This window comes from Kyrpidia spormannii (assembly GCF_002804065.1).
Taxonomy (GTDB): Bacteria; Bacillota; Bacilli; order Kyrpidiales; family Kyrpidiaceae; genus Kyrpidia; species Kyrpidia spormannii.
Genome location: NZ_CP024955.1, coordinates 1,765,625 through 1,784,055 on the forward strand (window position 1 = coordinate 1,765,625; position 18,431 = coordinate 1,784,055).

The following is an 18,431-nucleotide window of genomic DNA, read 5'->3' on the forward strand; positions in this document are numbered from 1 at the left end:
CAGCCAAGAGACACCTGTCCCTCCGCTGCGGTTTGACTACTCGTTTTCTCGGCGAGACTGGTCCGTAGGACGAATTGTGGCAGATGTTGATTCTCGTTGGGTGAGGGGGCAGACCAAATGCGAGATATTCGAAAACGCCGTCACTCTCGATGGGTGATTAGCTTCATGTCCGTGCTGATGCTCATCGCGGCCGGAACGGTCTGGTGGGGGCAAAAGTCATTTCACTTCCCGATTTGGATTGCGGGTGGAATGCCCGTCTTCAGCGGCGAATGGCTGGCCGGGATTCTTGCATCCGTCGGCATGACCGGGCTTCTCTGGGCGTGGTTGAGGTATCGTCCAACGCCTGGGCCCCTGGGCAGGCCCACAGCGCCGGTGGTGCGAGATGTCACCCGGCCATCAAAGGAATTCTCGAGCAGCCAACCTACGGTAACCTTTGCCGACGCCGCAGGGGTGGACGAAACTGTGGACGAACTCCGGGATATCGTGGATTACCTGCGAGATCCCGGCAAATACCGAAGAATGGGGGCGGAGATGCCCAAGGGTGTGATCCTTTACGGCCCCCCAGGCACGGGGAAAACGCTGCTCGCCAGGGCAGTGGCGGGTGAAGCCGGGGTTGAATTCGTCGCTTGCAGTGGGTCTCAGTTTGTTGAACAGTACGTCGGCCTCGGGGCCAAAAAAATTCGAGACCTGTTCGATCAAGTGCGTCGAATCGGCCGGCCGGCCATCATCTTCTTCGACGAACTCGATGCTCTTGGCCGGCGGCGGGGCGAGACGGGAAGCTCCCAGGAGTGGGATCAGACCCTCAACGAACTCTTGGTGCAGTTGGACGGTTTCCACGGACGCCAGGACATCATCGTCATGGGAGCGACGAACCGACTCGACATCCTCGACCCCGCCCTGCTGCGGCCCGGGCGCTTCGACCGACATATCCGCGTTGATCTGCCCTCCATCGAGGGACGGGAGAAAATTCTTCGCCTCCACGCCCGCACTAAGCCCATCCATCCGGCGGTGGATTTTCGCAGTCTGGCCCGGCGCACCCCCGGTTTTTCCGGAGCGATGCTCAAGCACCTGTGCAACGAGGCCGCCATCCTAGCTGTCAAGGAAGGGGCCCGACAGATCGAGGCGCGCCACTTTTCTCAAGCGATCGATCGGGTCGTTGCAGGAAACGCTCGCAGGGATCTGACTCTTCGCGAGAAAGACCGTCAAATCACCGCCTATCACGAAGCGGGACACGCCCTGGTCGGTTTGATTGAAGGAGTGGAGCGAATCCAACGAATCAGCATCCTTCCACGGGGACAAGCTCTCGGGTTTGTCTTGCAAGAATCCCCCGAAGACAGGGTTTTGTACACCAAACGGGAGTTGCTTGGCAAAATCACCATGGCCTTGGGGGGACGGGCCGCAGAAGAGTTGGTTTTCGGCGACACCTCCACAGGTGCGGAACAAGACTTGGAACAAGCCACCGATCTCGCCTGGTCCGTGGTCGCCCGATTTGGGATGAGTTCCCTTGGCCTCCTGTCCCTCCGGCCTCACCACTGCGGAGGCGCCGATCTTGAAGCGGCCAACCAGCACGCCCGGGCAGTGCTCGGAGAGTGTTATCAAACCGCCCTGGACATCCTCACGCGCCACAGGGCGGTGCTAGACCGCGTGGCAGCCCGGCTGCTTGAAAAAGAAGTTCTGGAAGAGGAAGATTTTCTTCAGATCGTCCGCGTTCAGTCCATTGTCTCTTGAGGTGGTAATGGAAGCGGCGAATCAGGGTCTCAGCCGCCTAAGCCCTTCCACCGAATGGCTTCGTATTCCAGATGCCGAGCCCGTTCCTGGGCCCGGCGGGCTTCGGCGGCGATCGCCGTGGCCGTGGCAGTTTGCTGTTGTACGGCGGCGTACACTTCGTGGATGGCGGCCGACAGGTGTTCAGCGTTTTGGACGACGTCGTCCACAGCGTGAATAACGGTATCGTTACCCTGGGCCATGACCCGATACGCTTCGGCGACGGCCGTCAACGATCGGTCAACGTCAGCTGTCGAATCGGCAATGTCGTCAAAGGCGGTCGCCACCGTATGAATCAATGCCTCTTGCTCATCCACCAAGGACTGAGATCGCCGAGTCCGAGCCACACTGATCTCGACTTGTTCCCGGATGTTATCGATGAGCCCACCGATCTGCTGAACTGCCCCCTGGGTCTCAGCCGCCAGCTTCTGGACCTCCTGGGCCACCACGGCAAACCCCCGTCCTGCTTCCCCGGCCCGGGCGGCCTCAATCCCTGCATTGAGCGCCAACAAGTGAGTCTGGGAAGCGATATGTCCGATCCACCCGGCGATCTCCTCCACCCTTTTCGACAACTGTCCAAGTTGTTCCACCGCCGCCGCCGTATCGTGGACCGCGGTCACCGTTTGAGGAATCTGCCGCCGAATCTCCGCCACCGCTCGAAGTCCCTTGTCCAACTCCCGCCGGGCCCGCTCCGCCGCCCGGGCACTTTCCGAAGCCCGCCCGTCCGCGACCCGGGCTGCCGCGGCAGTCTCTTGGGCGGTTTTACCCGAGAGCCGGGCGAGTTCGGTCTGTTTGGACAGGGCGGCGACAAACTGGTCCATGGCGGCGGATATCTTGTGAGACCAATCGGCGGATTGGCTCGAAAGCTCAACCATTTCCGCGATGCCTGCAGAAATATCCCGGGAGTGATCTCGAACTTTGAGCAGGATCCCGTAGAATCCCTTGATCATACGGTTGATGCCGTGAGAGACTCGACCTAGTTCATGAAAGGAACGGTACCCCACCCGGGTAGACACGTCAATCTCATCGGTCACCGCGGTCAGTCCGCGAACCATCTCTTTCATCGGAGGGATCAGCCAACGATGGTACACCCAGGTCCAGATCGACGCCATCCCAAGAATGACGACTAGAATTGCAAAATCCGCTCCCGACGTGAGGACCCGATCGAAGAATCGGACGGCACCGGCAACGGCTGCGGCCAGGGCCGTGTGAAATAAAAAGAAATATGCGGCCAGACTCCTTCGATACCACGAGATGGTGTGTTCGGCTGCCACCTTCATCTTCACCCTTTACCCCGGAGTTCTGTGGACATTATAACATTTCCTTAAACTTTTGGACAACGGCGGCAACATATCGGGTGAGAGACAAAATCCAGTGGGATCGCACACCACTCATTCCCGGATCCACCCGTGCCGACGGTGGGATCACTTCCCCCGGATGGAGAGTGCGGCAGATCGCATCTCCGCCGCAATCTCGGACAGGGCTTCTCCAAGTTCGTCCACCGAACTTTCCGTATTGGTCCATCCGAGGCTGATGCGCAGACTTTCCAACGCTTCGTCCCGGGAGTACCCCATCGCCAATAAGACGTATGAAGGTTCGGATTCCGAGGCGCTGCAGGCCGATCCGCTGGAGACGGCGAACCCCCTCCGATCGAGTTCGAGCATCAATAATTGCCCTTCCACCTTTGGAATTCCAATAGTCAAAATGGTTGGCAATGATTCCTCCGGATGGCCAAACACCACGCACTCTGGAATCGACCGGCGAATCTGCTCTGCCAATCGCCTCCGCAGGGCCGCCCCCCGCTCGCCCAGAGCGTATCGCTCCATCAATTCTACCGCCTTCCCAAACCCAGCGATGGCTGGCACGTTAGGCGTGCCCGGCCGGAGTTGCCGTTCTTGACCTCCGCCGAATATGACGGGGTCAAGCCGCGTGCCCTTGTGTACATACAGTGCCGCAGCTCCCTTTGGCCCGCCCATCTTGTGGGCATCAAGGGTGAGCAGGTCCGCCCGGATGCGCCGCACGTCGACGGGAATTTTACCGAAGCTCTGAACCGCATCTACGTGAAAGAGAACACCCCGTTCCCGTGTCATCTCCCCGATGATCTCCACGGGCTGGATCGATCCCACGACGTTATTGGCGTGCATGAGGCTGACGAGAATGGTGTCCTGCCGCAACCTCCGCCCGACCTCAGCAGGGTCAACTCGTCCATGTCGGTCCACCGGCAAGCGTTCGACTTCAAATCCTTCCCGGACGAGCTGGTCTGCCACCCGAAGAACAGACGGGTGTTCGATGGCGCCCACCAGGATATGGCGGCCCTCCCCCTTCCTTGCACGCCTCCGGGCGGCACCGAAAAGGGCGAGGTTGTTGGCCTCGGTTCCCGATGCGGTGAACACGATTTCCCGGTCCCGGGCCCCGATGGACCTGGCAATGACGCTTCTCGACTCCTCAACGATCTCTTTGGCCCGAAGACCCGCTTGATGTAAACTACCAGGGTTCCCGATTTCCTCCTCCATGACCCGGTGCACTGCGGCGAGCACCTCGGGGTACATCGGCGTTGTCGCTGCATGATCAAAATACCGACTAGAATCCATGGTTTTCCGCCCCCTTGGTGGTATTGCTCTTATTTTACATCTGTCTTGACATGTGACAACCTCAAAACCATAATGAAACCATCATTGATAGGAGGTTTGACCCATGGCTTTTGCGGAATGTCTCACTCCGGGCATCGCCGAGTTATCCCGTTATTCCTCCGAGGAGTTGGACGAGCGCATCGCTGAGGCAAAGCGGGCACTCAACAACCAAGTGGTGATTCTTGGACATCATTATCAGCGGGAAGATGTCATTCGCTTCGCGGATTATCGGGGAGATTCCTTACAATTGTCCCGCATCGCAGCGGGGCTGACCGATGTACAATATATTGTCTTCTGCGGTGTCCATTTTATGGCGGAAACGGCAGACATCTTGACCGGGGACCGCCAGACAGTGATCCTGCCGGACCATAATGCGGGTTGCTCCATGGCCGATATGGCGGACGCTCAAGATGTGGAAGAGGCCTGGGAGCTGCTTACCGATCAGTATGGGGACACATTGCTGCCCGTCACCTATGTCAATTCTTCAGCCTCCGTGAAAGCTTTTGTCGGACGCCACGGGGGACTCACCTGCACCTCGTCCAACGCCGACCGAGTGTTCGAATATGCGCTAAGCATCAAGCCGCGAATTCTTTTTTTGCCCGATCAGCACCTCGGACGGAACACCGCCGTCAAACTCGGCATTCCCCTCGAAGCAACAGCCGTGTACGATCCAGGGGAGATGGAGCTCTCGTTCCCCCACGGCGGTCAAGACCCAAAGGTGATTCTGTGGAAAGGCCATTGTTCGGTCCATCAGCGTTTTGAACCCGGACATGTTCGCGCTGTCCGGGAGAAATACCCGGGCATCAAGGTGATCGTACACCCGGAATGCCCTTACGAAACGGTCCAACTCGCCGATGCGAGCGGGTCCACCGACTTTATTATCCGGACAATTCGTCAGGCGCCACCGGGCACTCAGTGGGCGGTGGGGACCGAACACAATCTTGTTCACCGGTTGGCCAAGGAGCACCCGGAGCAGATGATCATTTCTTTGAATGAGATGGTTTGCCCCTGTCTGACCATGAATCGCATCGACCGGCCCCATCTCGCAGACTCCCTGGAAAGCTTGGTCCACGGCCAGCCCACCGGCGTTATCCACGTTCCGGAAGACACCGCCCGCTGGGCAAGACTCGCCATCGACCGCATGCTCGATGTATCCTAATCCGCAGCCGGAAGCCCTGCGTCCAATCACCGGGGAGGCGAACGTGCATGACCAGACGGGAACGACTGCTCTACATCCTATATCGGGAACCGGGCCCGGTCTCAGGGGGCGAACTGGCCCGACGCCTAGGGGTTAGCCGGCAAACGGTGGTGAGCGACATCGCCCGGCTGCGAGGGGAAGGAATGAACGTCCTCAGCACACCCCAAGGGTACGTACTGGGCACACGACCCCACTTCTACCGAGAAGTTTTGGGAATTGTGCACACGCCCGAACAACTGCCCCGGGAGCTCGAAATCCTCGTGGGGCACGGCGTGAGTGTGGAAGACGTGTGGATCGATCACCCCGTCTACGGGCGAGTTCACGGCCGGCTCGATATTGCCACCCCGGAAGATCTCGCCCATTTTCTCGAGATTCGCGCCAGGTCGCCGGTCCCTCTCTTTTCGGAGGTGACAGGCGGCCTCCATTATCACACCCTCTTGGCGTCGGGGCCCGAACCGATCGCCCGCGCCCGAAAAGCGTTGGTCGAAGCCGGCTTTTACCTCCTTCAATCTACGCCACAAAGTACCCTTTGCTAAAGTTCTGGAGGATCATCAACATCCCCGCCACCTCCGCGGCACAGGCGGCGTAAAACAGCACTCGAGATTTCAACATGCGGGCGGCAATCAGGAATAAAGGAAATAGCACGAGAACAAACCGAGAGATGCTCAGAAAGTACCAGTCGCGAGCCGGGGAAAGCAGCGGAACGACTGCGGAGACCAGGGCGAAAAGATAGTAACTGCCGTGAATGCGCAAGCGTCGAAAGGGCAAAGCCAGGGCTAAAAGGGCCAACTCGGCCCACACCACCCCGACGGTAAACGCCCGGATCATCCATGACCAACCGTGCAACGGCTTGACCCACAACTCGAGGGTGCCGAGCCGAAGCGTATCCCAAGGCCACATGAATGCCCGCTTCCATTTTTGCTGGGCGTGTACAAAAGCTAAGGGATCGCCGAGCTTTGCGTTCAACAGACCCATGTAGATTTCAAGTCCAGCCGGTATTAATGCAACGGCCGCCAAATCTGGCCCGACCCCCTGCCACCGAAATCCCCGCCGTCGAAAATACTCGTACAAAAACGGCAGCACCAACGCCAGGCCCGTGTTGCGGGTCAACGACGCGAACAACCCGAAAAATCCCGCTGTCCAGAAACGCCCAGTCCTCGCGTAATAGAGACTCCCAGCGGTAAAAAACAGAAACAATGGCTCTGTATACCCGCTTGCAAAGAAAAACGCGGTCGGAAAGAACACCATCAGCACCAACGCCCGCCACGCAGTCTGGGGAGGTTGGTCCAGCAGGAAGAGCTTCGCCGTGATGTACAGGGCAAAAAAGAAGAAGATGTTTGCAATCCCCCAGGCACTTTCAACGTACGTAAATCCGGTCCACTGGTGCACGTATCGAATGAAAAAGGGAAACAACGGAAAAAAGGCCGCCGAGGTGGGGCGATATCCGTGGGCGGCAATTCCGATGTACCATTGCGTATCCCAGCGGCTGAAATTCTGGATCAGGGCGTATTGTAAAAAGGACGTCAGCGGGACAACCGGATGTTTGTCCATGCTGAACCAGATACTTCCGCCCCATACGACGATTTTATGTAAAACAAAAGATGCGGCGGCATACGCCCATTCCCGCCCCCGATTCACGCCGTCACCTCATTTCTTCCCACGCCGCATTCCGGCCGGTTCGCCCAGGCCCACGGCCTTGCCTGACAGCCGGCATTCAAAAAGCAGATACTTCAACGACCTTTCCCTCAGGTAAATCAAGACACTCGCATTCGCGGCCGTTTGTGTCCCACTCTCCGCCAGGTCCACCGATCATTTAATCGGTAATTCACCAAAGCTCCTCCGATAATCCCTGTTAGGTTCGCCCATTCTTTCGGAACGTCCAGGAGGCGGAACAGCACACTGAGCACGACCAGGTTGACGGCAATGCCGATCAGCGCCACCGCGGCATATTTGGCAAAGGTCACCCCCAGCGGATCACTTTGCGGGGCATCCCGCCACGTCAATCCGCAGTTCCATGCAAAGTTCCAAATCATCGCCAACGAACCAGAAACAAAAGCGGCTGTCTCTGGAAAAATGCGCCATCTCGTCAAAAGAGCAAATAAAAGTGTATTCACTGCCACCCCGCTGATGCCGACCAGTGCAAACAACCAAAACCTTCGATCGTCCGGTGACTGCACCACTAGCCGGGCGACATGACGCAAGTAATTGATCATCTCCGCCGGGCTCATCTTCGATTCATTGGCAGCCCGGGGTCGAAAAGCGTAGGGAATCTCGACGAGGTGCGAATACCGCCCCTTGACCACAATCTCCATGAGTATCTTCCAGCCCACGGGGTTTAGGTGCACGCCTTCAATCACTTGGCGCCGAATCATAAAAAAACCGCTCATCGGATCGCTGACAGAACGGACCCGATGCAGCGCCGCTTTCCCGATCATTCGAGCCGTTCGAGAAATCACCTTGCGAATCCCGTGTAACCCCCCGTCGTCTCCACCCGGCAGATGGCGACTGGCGATGACCACGTCGGCCCCCTGTCCGATCTCGCGATACATCCTGGTCAGGACTTCGGGAGGATGTTGCAAATCGGCGTCCATGACGGCCAACACCGACCCCCGGGCCAACCGAAACCCTTCTAGCACAGCCGTAGCTAAGCCTCGCTGACCTTCGCGGTGAATGCAGCGCACCCGCGGATGATCGGCACACAATTGGGCGAGCACTTCCGGGGTGTTATCACTGCTATCATCAACAAAAATGACTTCATAGGAAAGTCCTCGCAGGGCTTCCTCCAGTTGGTCGATCAACAAGCGTACCGTTTGATTCTCGTTATAGGTTGGTACCACGATCGACAACACGTTCACCCGATGCCTCCTCGGCTGCTGAGCACCGCAAAGGCTCAGACCGTGATCCAATCCCTCCGTCCATCTTACTCGCAATCCCCGACTTTGTGCAATCCATTCCTCCAAGATCGAGTCTCCAAGGTTGTGCCCCTATCCTCCACCTTTTTGCCCTCGCCCATACCTGGGGTCCTTCATCCCACACCCAGCCCCTGGTTCACCTACTCCATCAACCGCCTGGCTCCCGTTCGGTTCGATTCGAGACCCGCCGGAGTGATGCCGGGCGCGTCCTTCATATCCACCCAAGCGCTGGGACGCCTTCGGTATTGAAGAGCCTCCGCCACATCGTCACGTTCCACTGCGTCATGCCCCGAGAGGTCGGCGATGGTCCTCGCCACTCGCCACACCCGGTGAAACGCCCGGGTGGAGAGTCCGAGGCGGTCGTAAGCCGTCTCCAATAAATCCCGGGCCTGGCGGGTCAAGGGAGCCCATCGTCGCAGTTCCTGCAACGAATAACCGGAGTTGAAGGGAAACACAGATTCGGGTTGTCTTTGCTTCTGCCGTTTCCAGGCTGCTTCCACCCGGGCCCGGATGATCCGCGAGCTCTCAGGATTTCCGTTCGTCCTTTCGAAGGGGCTACGGCGCAGCCGGGCCACTTCCACAAACAGATCGATCCGATCCAGAATCGGCGCCGACATGCGACTGTAATAACGTTGTAAGAGCGCTGGAGAACAGTGACAAGTTTCGTCGGTCCCACTTCGACCGCACGGGCACAAATTGGCAGCGGCCACGAACAGAATCTGTGCCGGGAACGTCACCAGGATCTGGTTGCGGACGACCGTGATCTCTCTGGATTCCAGTGGCTGGCGCAGCCCCTCAACCGCTGTTCGCGAAAACTCCGGGAACTCGTCGAGAAACAGTACTCCCCGATGAGCGAGACTCACTTCGCCTGGTCTGGGGTAGGATCCACCTCCCAGAAGCCCCGAAGCGCTGATGCTGTGATGAGGATTTCGAAACGGCCGGTGAAGGGAAGGCCGCACGTTGGTAGAGAGATGGGCAGTAGAGTGGATGCTCGCCACTTCGACAGCTTCCTCCATGGAAAGCGGTGGTAGAATGCTCGTTATTCGCATCCCCAGGGCAGTCTTTCCAGACCCCGGAGGACCGGTGAGAAGGAGAGGGTGCCACCCGGCTGCAGCGATCTCGCAGGCCCGTTTGGCGTGTTCCATCTCGATCAAGTCGGCAAAATCCTCCCGCCTCTCCGGATCAGGAGCAAAAGACTCCCGGGCCACGGTGGCTCCACAACAAGTGCCCTGAACGGCCTCCACCGCCTGGCGGAGCGACCGGACCGGAAATACCTGGAGCCCTTCAATGGTGCGGACCAAGTCCAACGAATCGACAGAGCACAAAAGGGGTAATCCGATTCGCTTCGCCGTCCGCGCCGCCGGCAACATGCCTCGAACATCTTTAACAACGCCGTCCAGAGTTAACTCCCCCACCGCCACCATCCGCGCCGCCCGCTCCACCGGAATCACCGAAGCCGCGCCCAGAATGGCGAGAGCTAGGGGAAGGTCCCACCCCGCCCCCTCCTTCTTCCAATCCGCGGGCGTCAGGTTCGCGACGATGCGCCGGAGTGGAAACGGGTAACCACTGTTCTCAATCGCCGCCCTCACCCGCTCCTTCGCTTCCCGCACCTCAGATCCCGGCAACCCCACAATCTCAAACCTCGGCAAACCCGAGCTGATGCTGACCTCCACGTGGACCAACTTCGCGTCTACTCCCAACAAACCGACGCTGGGCATCCGTGCAAACACGATAACCCCCCCCGTTCGAAGCAGGCCGACTCGCCGGCCCGGCCTGCACATGAACTTTCCTTGCCCTTAGGGATTCGGCGAAGCCGTTATCCGGGACCTTTGTTTGAAATCCTTTAGAACGACCGATGGCGAATAGAGGCCGACTGGCCCGGCATGCTATGTTTTGAGACCGATCAACGTGGAGACTCACCCGGGGAGGCGATGGTCCGTGGATAAACCCCAACAGAATTCCACGCCAAAAAAGGAGCCCACCGCAGCGCCGGGGTTAAATGGCGTGGAAGGGCTGGAGGAGGATGCCAGCCCCAAAGAAAAAGCCCGGGGAGACTTCACCCGGGTTACCCGCCTGGTCTGGGATGAGGTAGAATCCGGGCCGTCCAAGTCTTCTACCAATCAACCGGGTTAAAGCACCTCAGGGGATGTGATAATCGGATTTGACAAGGCGGAAGTCTTTACAAAACAGGAGGCAGCGTAGTGCAAAAAGAAACCTTGTCGCGACCCGCAGGCAGATCGGGAAAGTGATCTGCTTTTAGTCGAAGCACTCGGCATCGGTGGGATCATTGGAACGGGGTATTTTTTGGGCTCGGGACCGGCTGTCGGCAAGAAAAAAACGAAAAGCCCCCGGGCCCTGGCCAACTCCCCGAGGCCAGAGGCTCAAGAGGGCTGCTTTCGTCCCATTCTAGGCTTTTGAAGTACTTACCGGGAACTCCACCGGAACCGCGCAGCGACCGGGCTGGACCTCGAACCCCTGGGAGCGCAGAACCGCTTCCAATTCCGCCATTCGGAGGCGTGCCGATTCAACCGGAGTACCCTTCGACAGTCGCCTGCTTTCACTGATCACGGTTTCCAGCGGCTCTTGATACTCGTACACGGTGAATCCGGAAGGATCGACGGCAGTCACGAACAATGTCGGCGTGATATAGAAGAGAAACGACAGCTCCGCTTGACGGACCTCCTCAAACACATCCACATGGACGATATTTGTTCCTTTACTCACAAGCGTGTCCACGAAACGCGTGAGATTCGGGAATTGTACCTTTCGGTAAGCGGATGCCCGCCCGCTTGAACGAGAACTCCAGTCCCGGCCGTGACGCACGATCGGTGTCCCCCTTTCTCCTCGCCCAGGGCTCACCCTCATCCAAATTTGTACGTGATCCCATACCCTCCGGTCGGATACACCCACTCGATGTTATAAGTGGGACACGCCAACCGACAGGTTCCACATTCAATACAATTTTCAAAGGCGACGGAAGTCATCTTGTCCTCCTCGTGCCAAAGATAAACATCCGCCGGGCAAAAATAGTTGCAATCTTTGTCAACGCATTTCGCGCAGACATCCTGGTCTTTAATGATCAAGTGGGACTTGTCGTCCGCTTTGTAGCGAATCGTGAAAAGCCGCTCTTCGATGCTCTGGGCTTGTGTCATCCGTTCATCGCCCTCCAACCTTTCAGAGCTAGACGCAACAGACCCATATTCCCGCCCGCCACTTCACGAAGATGCCCGACCGCAGCCTTTTGTTTGACTTTCTTTGGCACACCGTCAACCAGCATCATTTCGTAGGCCGCGTCGTTAAGCGCCTGAGGCAATTGGTCAAAAAGCTTTTCGGACTCTCCAGCTGCCAACAACCCGTGAACGCCGCGATATTTCTTCAGATCTTGGTAAATAAACGATCCCCGCACCGCCCTGGTGTACTCGCCAAGGGTCGCCGATGAGAAATCCCCTTTGGCGTGGGCAGAGATGGCGGTTTCCCCTGCCAGCCGTCCCGAAGTCACTGCCAGGTTCGTTCCCTCGCGGTGCACGGCATTGACCATCTGGGCGGCATCTCCACAGATCATCCACCCGTCCCCCGCCAGGGGAGGCATGGAGTTTAACCCGCCTTCGGGGATTAAGTGCCCGGAGTATTCTTTCACTTCGCCCCCCTCAATCAAGCGGGCGACCATCGGATGCCGCTTGAGCGCCTCAAGAACCTCATAGGGCTTGATCCGTTTTTTCCGGAGATCGCTGACCATCACACCGACGCCCAGGGAGAGAGTTTCCTGATTCGTGTACAGGAACCCGAGTCCCGCCATGCCGAACATGTGACCGACGATCTCAATGGTGACCCCTTCGTTGCCTTCGACGTTGAAGCGGTCCTGGATGGTCTGTTTCGGCAAGGCGATGACCTCTTTCACCGCCAGGGACACCTCATCCGGGCGCCACTCCCGGTGAACTCCGAGCGACTTGCCGAGCAAGGAATTGACGCCGTCGGCAATGACCACGACGTTGGCTCGCAGGTCGCCGTCCTCCCGGTCCGTTCGAACCCCGACCACTCGCCCGTTTTCCCGCAACAGCTCAGTAACCACCGTTTCATAGATCGGAATCGCCCCGGCCTGCTCCGCTTTGCTCGCAAACCACTGGTCGAACTTCACCCGCAGCCCCGTCCAACAATTCGGGGGATCGACGAACTTGGAATTCCGGTGACCGAAGGTGACAGCGCTGTCTTCCCCCAGTAACCACAGGCGCTGTTCCACGATGGTACGCTCCAAAGGCGCTTCTTTCCAGAATTCCGGAAGGAGGTCTTCCAGCTGTTTGCGGTACAGCACTCCCCCAAAAATGTTCTTGGCCCCCGGGAACTCTCCCCGCTCGATCAAGGCTACCTTCAGGCCGCCTTTCGCCATGGTATACGCGGCGGCAGTACCGGCAGGACCGGCACCTACCACGATTGCGTCAAATCGTTCATCTGCCACGCTCTCATCCCCAATCTTTGACCGACATGGACCCGTTTTACCTTCATAAACCAGGCGAACTCACACCGTTTGTGGTGTAGACGCCGCACCTTGGCTCAAAACCCCTACCCCGGCTTTTCGTTTGCGCAGGGTTTCCGTAATGGCGGGAACTATGTGAAATAAATCACCAACAATACCATAGTTTGCAATCTTAAAAATCGGCGCTTGAGGATCCTTGTTGATCGCAACAATATAGGTGGAATTCTGCATGCCGACTACGTGTTGAACCGCTCCGGAAATCCCTATGGCAAAATACAACTTCGGTCGGACGGTGGTCCCGGTCTGTCCCACTTGATGATCGTGACTGATCCATCCCAAATCCACAGCAGCCCGGGAGGCGCCGACCACTCCACCGAGCTCGGCGGCCAGCTCCTCAAGAAGGCGAAATCCCGCCGGCCCACCGAGTCCCCGGCCTCCTGCAACAATAACGTCTGCGTCCTCGAGGTTGACTTTTCCGGTCGCCTCGAGAAACTCCAACACCTCCACAGCGATGTCTTCCGGTTTGATCTGGGGCGGCACGGGAATGATCTCCCCGGTACGGGATTCATCCCGGGGCAACGCCTCGAACACCCCAGCCCGGGCCGTGGCCATCTGGGGCTTAAACTGTTTGCAGAGGATCGTCGCCAGCATCTTTTCGGAAAAAGCCGGCCGACTCGCCAAAAGCAGTCGCTCATCGTCCACTTCCAGTTGAGTGGAGTCCGCAGTCAGGCCAGTCGGGAGATGGGTGGCGATCGCACCGGCCAAATCGCGCCCGGTATAGGTCGCCCCCATGAGGACGATCTCGGGCTTATAGGTGCGAATCACGTGCAAACACACTCGGCTGTATGGCCGGGTCCGATAATTCTCCAATTCCGGTGAGTCACAGAGATACACTCGGTCCGCGCCGCGATAAATCGCCTCCTGGGCGAGATGCGAAACGTTCGAACCTATCACGAGTGCCATAACCGGCGCCTCAAGTTTCGCCGCCAGACGGCTTGCCTGCCCCAGTAGCTGCCAGGAGACCGGCTTGGCTCTCCCTCCGCGTTGCTCCACCACCACCAGGACTCCTCGGTAAGTCGACCAGTCCACATCCCCCTCCGGCTGGAGACCGATCATCGGTTTGCGCTTTTTTGGCGCTTTTTCCGCCATATCCGTCCCTCCTCAAGCCCAACCCAGTTTGTGCGGAAGATCAGTCGCATACAGGCGATCCAACAGTGCCTCCGCCACGGCGGAAGGGCTATCACCTTCCAGAAATTCTGTGTCCACCTGCTTGGGCTCGGGCACCCAGGTTTTTGAAACGATCGTCGGCGAACCTCGAAGCCCGATCTTCGAGCGGTCGAGATTCTCGAAATCGCCTGCGGTCCACACGATCGGTTGGTACCGCGCCGCCCGCAGAAGTCCTGGCAAACTGGCCCTTCGGGGGCGGTTCAACTCCGCCAGGGCGGTGATCAAGACCGGAAGCTTCGCCTTGACTCGTTCCACCCCGTCTTCAAGGTGCCGATGGACGATGATCTCTCGTTTTTCTGGATCGAATCGTTCGACTTTTTCGACATAGGTGAGTTGGTCGATATCCAGCCGGCAGGCAATCCCCGGGCCGACCTGTCCGGTATCTCCGTCGAGGGTTTGTTTCCCGCAGAAAATGGCGTCCACGGGCCCCCATTCGTCTTCGGCTTTCTGAATGGCCGAAGCCAACACATAAGAGGTTGCCAAGGTATCCGCTCCGGCAAAGGCTCGGTCGCTCACCAGAACCCCTTCGTCCGCGCCCATGGATACACACTGCCGAAGGGCTTTCTCTGCCGAAGGCGGACCCATACTGATCACGGTGACCCGAGCTCCGTGCTCATCCTTGATCCTCAGGGCTTCTTCCAGTGCGTGTAGATCAAAATAATTGACAATAGCGGGAACCCCCTGCCGCACCAACGTGTTGGTTTTGGGATCAATGCGGATCTCCCGGCTGTCGGGCACCTGCTTAATACAAACGACCAAATGGAGCAAGGCGTCTCCTCCCTTCCCGCGTGCAACCGCAGCGTCCTCCCGGAAAACGCCGCGGCCTCGCCGACTTCCACTACGATTATAAACCCTCACCCCGTCGCCCTAATAGTATACCACATGGGAATCTTATTCGGAAGGCTAAATTTTCTTGGAAGTCATGACATCTCATTGAATCTTTGGCGGCAAAAGGGTGAACGTACCGCTGTCTAAACGGGTTGTCAACTCGCGTGGCCCATGATATAGTAGCGACGAGGGTTCCCAGCCGTGAACTCCAATTTTTTCATCATATACTTGACTAGATTAGTCATCTTTTTTGGGGGTGTATCATGAATCCTTGGCACCTGTTGCTTCTTGGACTCGTCGCCGGAGGCACCATCTACTTCGGTTTGCCCGTCGGGCGTCTGAGCGGTCTCGGCGGCAAGGCACGAGCGATTCTCAGCATGCTCTCGGCAGGTATTCTCATTTATCTCATGGTGGAAATTCTGGGAGAGGCGGCCGGAGATGCAGCGGGAAGTGTGCAAGCCGCCGTCGTCGGTTCTGAAACGACTCTATCCGCCGGTCTGAAGGTCTTGCTTTTGATCGCTGGGCTGCTCATCGGACTGGTGGGCTTGGTGGCGGTCCAAGAGAAGTGGATCGAGCGGGGATTGCGGGAAAGCGGAACCCGGCTGTCCTACATCACCGCCGCCGGTATCGGACTGCACAACCTCAGCGAAGGGTTGGCCATCGGCCAGTCGTTCGCCATGGGCAAATCTGCCCTGGCCATCGGCCTGGTGATCGGGTTTGCCCTTCACAATGCCACCGAAGGGTTCGGCATTGTCGGTGCCTCCACGCGCACAGGGGAGCGGCTGTCCTGGCCCTCGATCCTCCTCTTAGGGGCCATCGGCGGCGGCCCGACCTTTATCGGGACGTTGTTGGGGAGTTTGTGGACCTCTGATTTCCTCTCCATCTTCGTTCTCGCCATGGCTGGAGGAGCCATCCTCTATGTGGTGAAAGAGCTGATGTTCGCCGTGCGGAGGGAAACCGCCCAAAGATTAATCATGGCCGCCTTGGCGATCGGTTTTGGACTGGGCTGGGGCACCGAAGTGGTGGCCGCCACTGCCCAAGGGGGAAAAAGTGGAGAGGAGCACGCCGTTCGGGAGGCGGATGGCGACATCCTGCCCGCCGCAGCGGGGAAGCCGGGGGCCATAGCCCCGGTGTCGGCCCGGGAGAGTGCGCAGCAACGGCAGATGGCCGAAGAGCTGCTGCACGAACAGGCCGCGACCCCGAAGATTCTACCCGATGGCACCAAGGAGTACGACCTTACGGCATCCGTGTTTCCCTGGGAGCTTTATCCCGGCGCCACCATCGATGCGTGGGGATATAATCAGAGGGTGCCTGGGCCTCTGATCCGTGTCAGAGTCGGAGACAAAGTCGCGATCGTGTTGAAGAACGACCTTCCTCAACCGACAACCCTGCATTTGCACGGGTTGGCCGTGCCCAATGCGATGGATGGAGTCCCACAGATGTCCACGCAGTCGGGAACTCTTGGAACCCAACCAGAAATTCCACCCGGTGGTTCTTATACCTATCGGTTTACTGTGACCGATCAAATGGTAGGAACACACCTGTACCACACCCATGTTAATGATGATTTTCAAATGGATATGGGTCTTCATGGGGTGATCATTGTCGATCCGGCCCACTCCTCCGCGAAGCCACCATACAGTGTCGAAGCATTGTACGAAATATCCAGTTTTAAGATCGGCGGAAGTGAGCAGGAAAATGCCTTCGCCCTAAACGGCAAGGCTTTTCCCGAAACCCCGATGTTAACCGTGCGCCGCGGGGACCTGGTCCTTATGCGCCTCGTGAACGCCAGTGCCGAGGAATTTCACGTGATGCACCTGCACGGGTACACCTTTGAAATTGTGGCAAGAGACGGAAATTCACTGCCGCAGCCGGAACGTGCCAACACCATCACCCTCGGTCCGGCGCAAACGGCGGATATCGCCTTCACGGCTGACAATCCCGGTCAGTGGATGTTCCACTGTCATATTCTCGACCACACCGTCAACCCCAGTGAAGCGGGGGACGGATCGGCGCACCAAATTGCCCGAATGGGGGGGCTCACGACCTTTATCAACGTCCAATAAGACAGATTCTGACACAATCCGAGTCCGGTTATCGAAATCCCTCGATTTTTCTCATTTCCCGGGTGATACCGCCCTGGTATTGACATTTGGCTGCACACCCCTCAACCCTCCGCAGTGGCGGATTACGCCGCCTTCCTCGCCTCAGAAAAGGGACTAACCATCACCGGTCAAGCTGTGGTGATCGACGGCGGGTATGTCGCCAGTGGTACGACTTGGGGACGGAGAAAGCCTCCGCCCCCGGTCGTTACTTCTTCAAACGGCGCGCGACGTCCACCAAGCGTTTAATTTGGTGCCTTGCCGCAGCCAGGGTTTTCTCGTCCAGGGAAACCTGGTCGTTCACCGTGGCGCTGGTACCATACGGATTGCCACCTGCAGCGAAGATGGAGGGATCGGTATACCCCGGTGCCACCACGATCGCCCCCCAATGGTACATGGTCGTGTACAAGGACAGGATCGTGGCCTCTTGTCCCCCGTGAGGGTTACTGGCACTGGACATCGCCGTAACCACCTTGTCGACCAACTTCCCCTGGGCCCAGAGGGGCCCCGCCGTATCAAGAAATTGTTTCATCTGGGAAGCCACGTTCCCGAAGCGGGTAGGCGTACAAAACACGAAAGCATCCGCCCACTCCAGGTCATCGAGTTCAGCCGTCGGCACATCCCGGGTCGCTTCCACGTGGGCTTTCCACGCAGGATTGGAGGCGATGGCCGATTCCGGAGCTAACTCCCGCACCCGGCGCACCCGCACCTCCGCGCCGGCCGCCTCAGCCGCCTCCTTGGCCGCAAGAGCCAGCCGATAATTCGTCCCTGTGGAACTGTAATAAATCACCGCCACCTTGACATCCGCCATGGTTTGATCCCTCCCAAACGAAGAAGTGATTCTCTATAGGGCAACCCGTTGCTAACTATACTACACAAACTATCCTTTTGCAAGGATGATGGGGTGGCATGGGATAAAGCGATCGCAAGGAATCGTTCCCGGCACCGCAAGAAATTGTCTGGAAATCCCCGGGAGCCCCTTTCATTTTGTCCTGCGTTTGCCCGTTTTCGACTTCTCTTTGCTGGCCTGACCCGAGGGTTGCGGTTTGTTCTTGACCAGTGCCCCTAAGGGGCCCTTCCCTGTGGGAGGATTTTGTTTCATATGGCGCATCACCGTTTGCAATTGTTTCTGGTTCAAATTGACCCCCATGCTCCGAGCCATGGCCAAAACCTGCTTTTCGTCCATCTGGGTGTTTTGCAACTGTCTTCGCAAATACCACACGCCCAGCGCAAAACCCGCCGCGACCCCGACAATAAAGACGCCTATGAATCCCACGTAAATCAAGGGTTCACCTCTCC

Annotated in this window: 17 protein-coding genes and 1 pseudogene; 6 read left to right on the plus strand and 12 right to left on the minus strand. The window is 58.1% G+C overall.

Annotated features, from left to right (window positions below):
* Positions 1-117 precede the first annotated feature (117 nt).
* Positions 118-1,728, plus strand: coding sequence for an ATP-dependent metallopeptidase FtsH/Yme1/Tma family protein (locus CVV65_RS09010; RefSeq protein ID WP_100667843.1), 1,611 nt, complete (start codon positions 118-120; stop codon positions 1,726-1,728).
* Positions 1,729-1,757: 29 nt separating this feature from the next.
* Here CVV65_RS09010 and CVV65_RS09015 read toward each other — a convergent pair whose 3' ends face one another.
* Together CVV65_RS09015 and CVV65_RS09020 are read right to left on the minus strand one after the other, a co-directional pair.
* Positions 1,758-3,038 (minus strand): methyl-accepting chemotaxis protein, encoded by a 1,281-nt coding sequence (locus tag CVV65_RS09015; protein ID WP_157935450.1) that lies wholly within the window; start codon positions 3,036-3,038, stop codon positions 1,758-1,760.
* 150 nt (positions 3,039-3,188) lie between these two features.
* On the minus strand, positions 3,189-4,355 hold the full coding sequence (locus CVV65_RS09020; protein WP_100667845.1) for a cysteine desulfurase family protein: 1,167 nt from the start codon (positions 4,353-4,355) through the stop codon (positions 3,189-3,191).
* 103 nt (positions 4,356-4,458) lie between these two features.
* Between CVV65_RS09020 and nadA the strand changes: the two genes are divergently transcribed.
* Both nadA and CVV65_RS09030 read left to right on the plus strand, forming a co-directional pair.
* Complete coding sequence (gene nadA / locus CVV65_RS09025) at positions 4,459-5,553, plus strand: quinolinate synthase NadA (RefSeq protein ID WP_100667846.1); 1,095 nt, start codon at positions 4,459-4,461, stop codon at positions 5,551-5,553.
* Between the two features lie 47 nt (positions 5,554-5,600).
* On the plus strand, positions 5,601-6,128 hold the full coding sequence (locus CVV65_RS09030) for a transcription repressor NadR (protein WP_100667847.1): 528 nt from the start codon (positions 5,601-5,603) through the stop codon (positions 6,126-6,128).
* Here the strand turns inward: CVV65_RS09030 and CVV65_RS09035 are convergent.
* From CVV65_RS09035 to CVV65_RS09045, 3 genes are all read right to left on the minus strand, one after another.
* Entirely contained in the window at positions 6,103-7,230 is a 1,128-nt protein-coding gene (locus tag CVV65_RS09035) for a mannosyltransferase family protein (protein ID WP_100667848.1), read from the minus strand. The genes CVV65_RS09030 and CVV65_RS09035 overlap by 26 nt on opposite strands.
* A 116-nt stretch (positions 7,231-7,346) precedes the next feature.
* Complete coding sequence (locus CVV65_RS09040; protein ID WP_133121269.1) at positions 7,347-8,447, minus strand: glycosyltransferase; 1,101 nt, start codon at positions 8,445-8,447, stop codon at positions 7,347-7,349.
* 197 nt (positions 8,448-8,644) lie between these two features.
* Complete coding sequence (locus CVV65_RS09045; RefSeq protein ID WP_100669350.1) at positions 8,645-10,234, minus strand: YifB family Mg chelatase-like AAA ATPase; 1,590 nt, start codon at positions 10,232-10,234, stop codon at positions 8,645-8,647.
* A 208-nt stretch (positions 10,235-10,442) separates the two neighbouring features.
* On the opposite strand from CVV65_RS09045, the gene CVV65_RS09050 reads away from it, so the two are divergent.
* Positions 10,443-10,637 carry a hypothetical protein gene (locus CVV65_RS09050; RefSeq protein WP_100667850.1) on the plus strand — a complete coding sequence of 65 codons (195 nt, stop codon included), beginning with the start codon at positions 10,443-10,445 and terminating at the stop codon, positions 10,635-10,637.
* Between the two features lie 273 nt (positions 10,638-10,910).
* Here CVV65_RS09050 and CVV65_RS09055 read toward each other — a convergent pair whose 3' ends face one another.
* The 5 genes from CVV65_RS09055 to CVV65_RS09075 are packed head-to-tail and all read right to left on the minus strand — an operon-like array spanning position 10,911 to position 14,970.
* Entirely contained in the window at positions 10,911-11,327 is a 417-nt protein-coding gene (locus CVV65_RS09055) for a hypothetical protein (RefSeq protein ID WP_100667851.1), read from the minus strand.
* A 38-nt stretch (positions 11,328-11,365) separates the two neighbouring features.
* Entirely contained in the window at positions 11,366-11,656 is a 291-nt protein-coding gene (locus CVV65_RS09060) for a ferredoxin family protein (RefSeq protein WP_100667852.1), read from the minus strand.
* Positions 11,653-12,957 (minus strand): FAD-dependent oxidoreductase, encoded by a 1,305-nt coding sequence (locus CVV65_RS09065; RefSeq protein ID WP_100667853.1) that lies wholly within the window; start codon positions 12,955-12,957, stop codon positions 11,653-11,655. The genes CVV65_RS09060 and CVV65_RS09065 overlap by 4 nt, the downstream gene beginning before the upstream one ends.
* A gap of 60 nt (positions 12,958-13,017) precedes the next feature.
* The gene (locus CVV65_RS09070; RefSeq protein ID WP_100667854.1) at positions 13,018-14,124 is read right to left on the minus strand and encodes an electron transfer flavoprotein subunit alpha/FixB family protein; all 1,107 of its coding nucleotides are present in this window, start codon (positions 14,122-14,124) and stop codon (positions 13,018-13,020) included.
* Between the two features lie 12 nt (positions 14,125-14,136).
* Complete coding sequence (locus CVV65_RS09075; protein WP_100667855.1) at positions 14,137-14,970, minus strand: electron transfer flavoprotein subunit beta/FixA family protein; 834 nt, start codon at positions 14,968-14,970, stop codon at positions 14,137-14,139.
* A 323-nt stretch (positions 14,971-15,293) separates the two neighbouring features.
* On the opposite strand from CVV65_RS09075, the gene CVV65_RS09080 reads away from it, so the two are divergent.
* Complete coding sequence (locus tag CVV65_RS09080) at positions 15,294-17,096, plus strand: multicopper oxidase domain-containing protein (protein WP_100667856.1); 1,803 nt, start codon at positions 15,294-15,296, stop codon at positions 17,094-17,096.
* Positions 17,097-17,198: 102 nt separating this feature from the next.
* A pseudogene (locus tag CVV65_RS17155) lies at positions 17,199-17,300 on the plus strand (SDR family oxidoreductase); the annotation flags it as partial.
* A gap of 40 nt (positions 17,301-17,340) precedes the next feature.
* Here CVV65_RS17155 and wrbA read toward each other — a convergent pair.
* Together wrbA and CVV65_RS09095 are read right to left on the minus strand one after the other, a co-directional pair.
* Complete coding sequence (wrbA, locus tag CVV65_RS09090) at positions 17,341-17,943, minus strand: NAD(P)H:quinone oxidoreductase (protein WP_100667857.1); 603 nt, start codon at positions 17,941-17,943, stop codon at positions 17,341-17,343.
* Positions 17,944-18,114: 171 nt separating this feature from the next.
* A complete protein-coding gene (locus CVV65_RS09095; protein WP_232796777.1) occupies positions 18,115-18,408 on the minus strand; it encodes a YneF family protein in 294 nt (97 codons plus the stop codon).
* Positions 18,409-18,431: the final 23 nt, after the last annotated feature.

Coding starts and splice junctions, on each gene's coding strand:
- CVV65_RS09010 (WP_100667843.1), top strand. CDS start 118: ATGCGAGATATTCGAAAACGCCGTCACTCTCGATGGGTGATTAGCTTC.
- CVV65_RS09020 (WP_100667845.1), bottom strand. CDS start 4,355: ATGGATTCTAGTCGGTATTTTGATCATGCAGCGACAACGCCGATGTAC.
- nadA (WP_100667846.1), top strand. CDS start 4,459: ATGGCTTTTGCGGAATGTCTCACTCCGGGCATCGCCGAGTTATCCCGT.
- CVV65_RS09030 (WP_100667847.1), top strand. CDS start 5,601: ATGACCAGACGGGAACGACTGCTCTACATCCTATATCGGGAACCGGGC.
- CVV65_RS09060 (WP_100667852.1), bottom strand. CDS start 11,656: ATGACACAAGCCCAGAGCATCGAAGAGCGGCTTTTCACGATTCGCTAC.
- CVV65_RS09070 (WP_100667854.1), bottom strand. CDS start 14,124: ATGGCGGAAAAAGCGCCAAAAAAGCGCAAACCGATGATCGGTCTCCAG.
- CVV65_RS09080 (WP_100667856.1), top strand. CDS start 15,294: ATGAATCCTTGGCACCTGTTGCTTCTTGGACTCGTCGCCGGAGGCACC.
- wrbA (WP_100667857.1), bottom strand. CDS start 17,943: ATGGCGGATGTCAAGGTGGCGGTGATTTATTACAGTTCCACAGGGACG.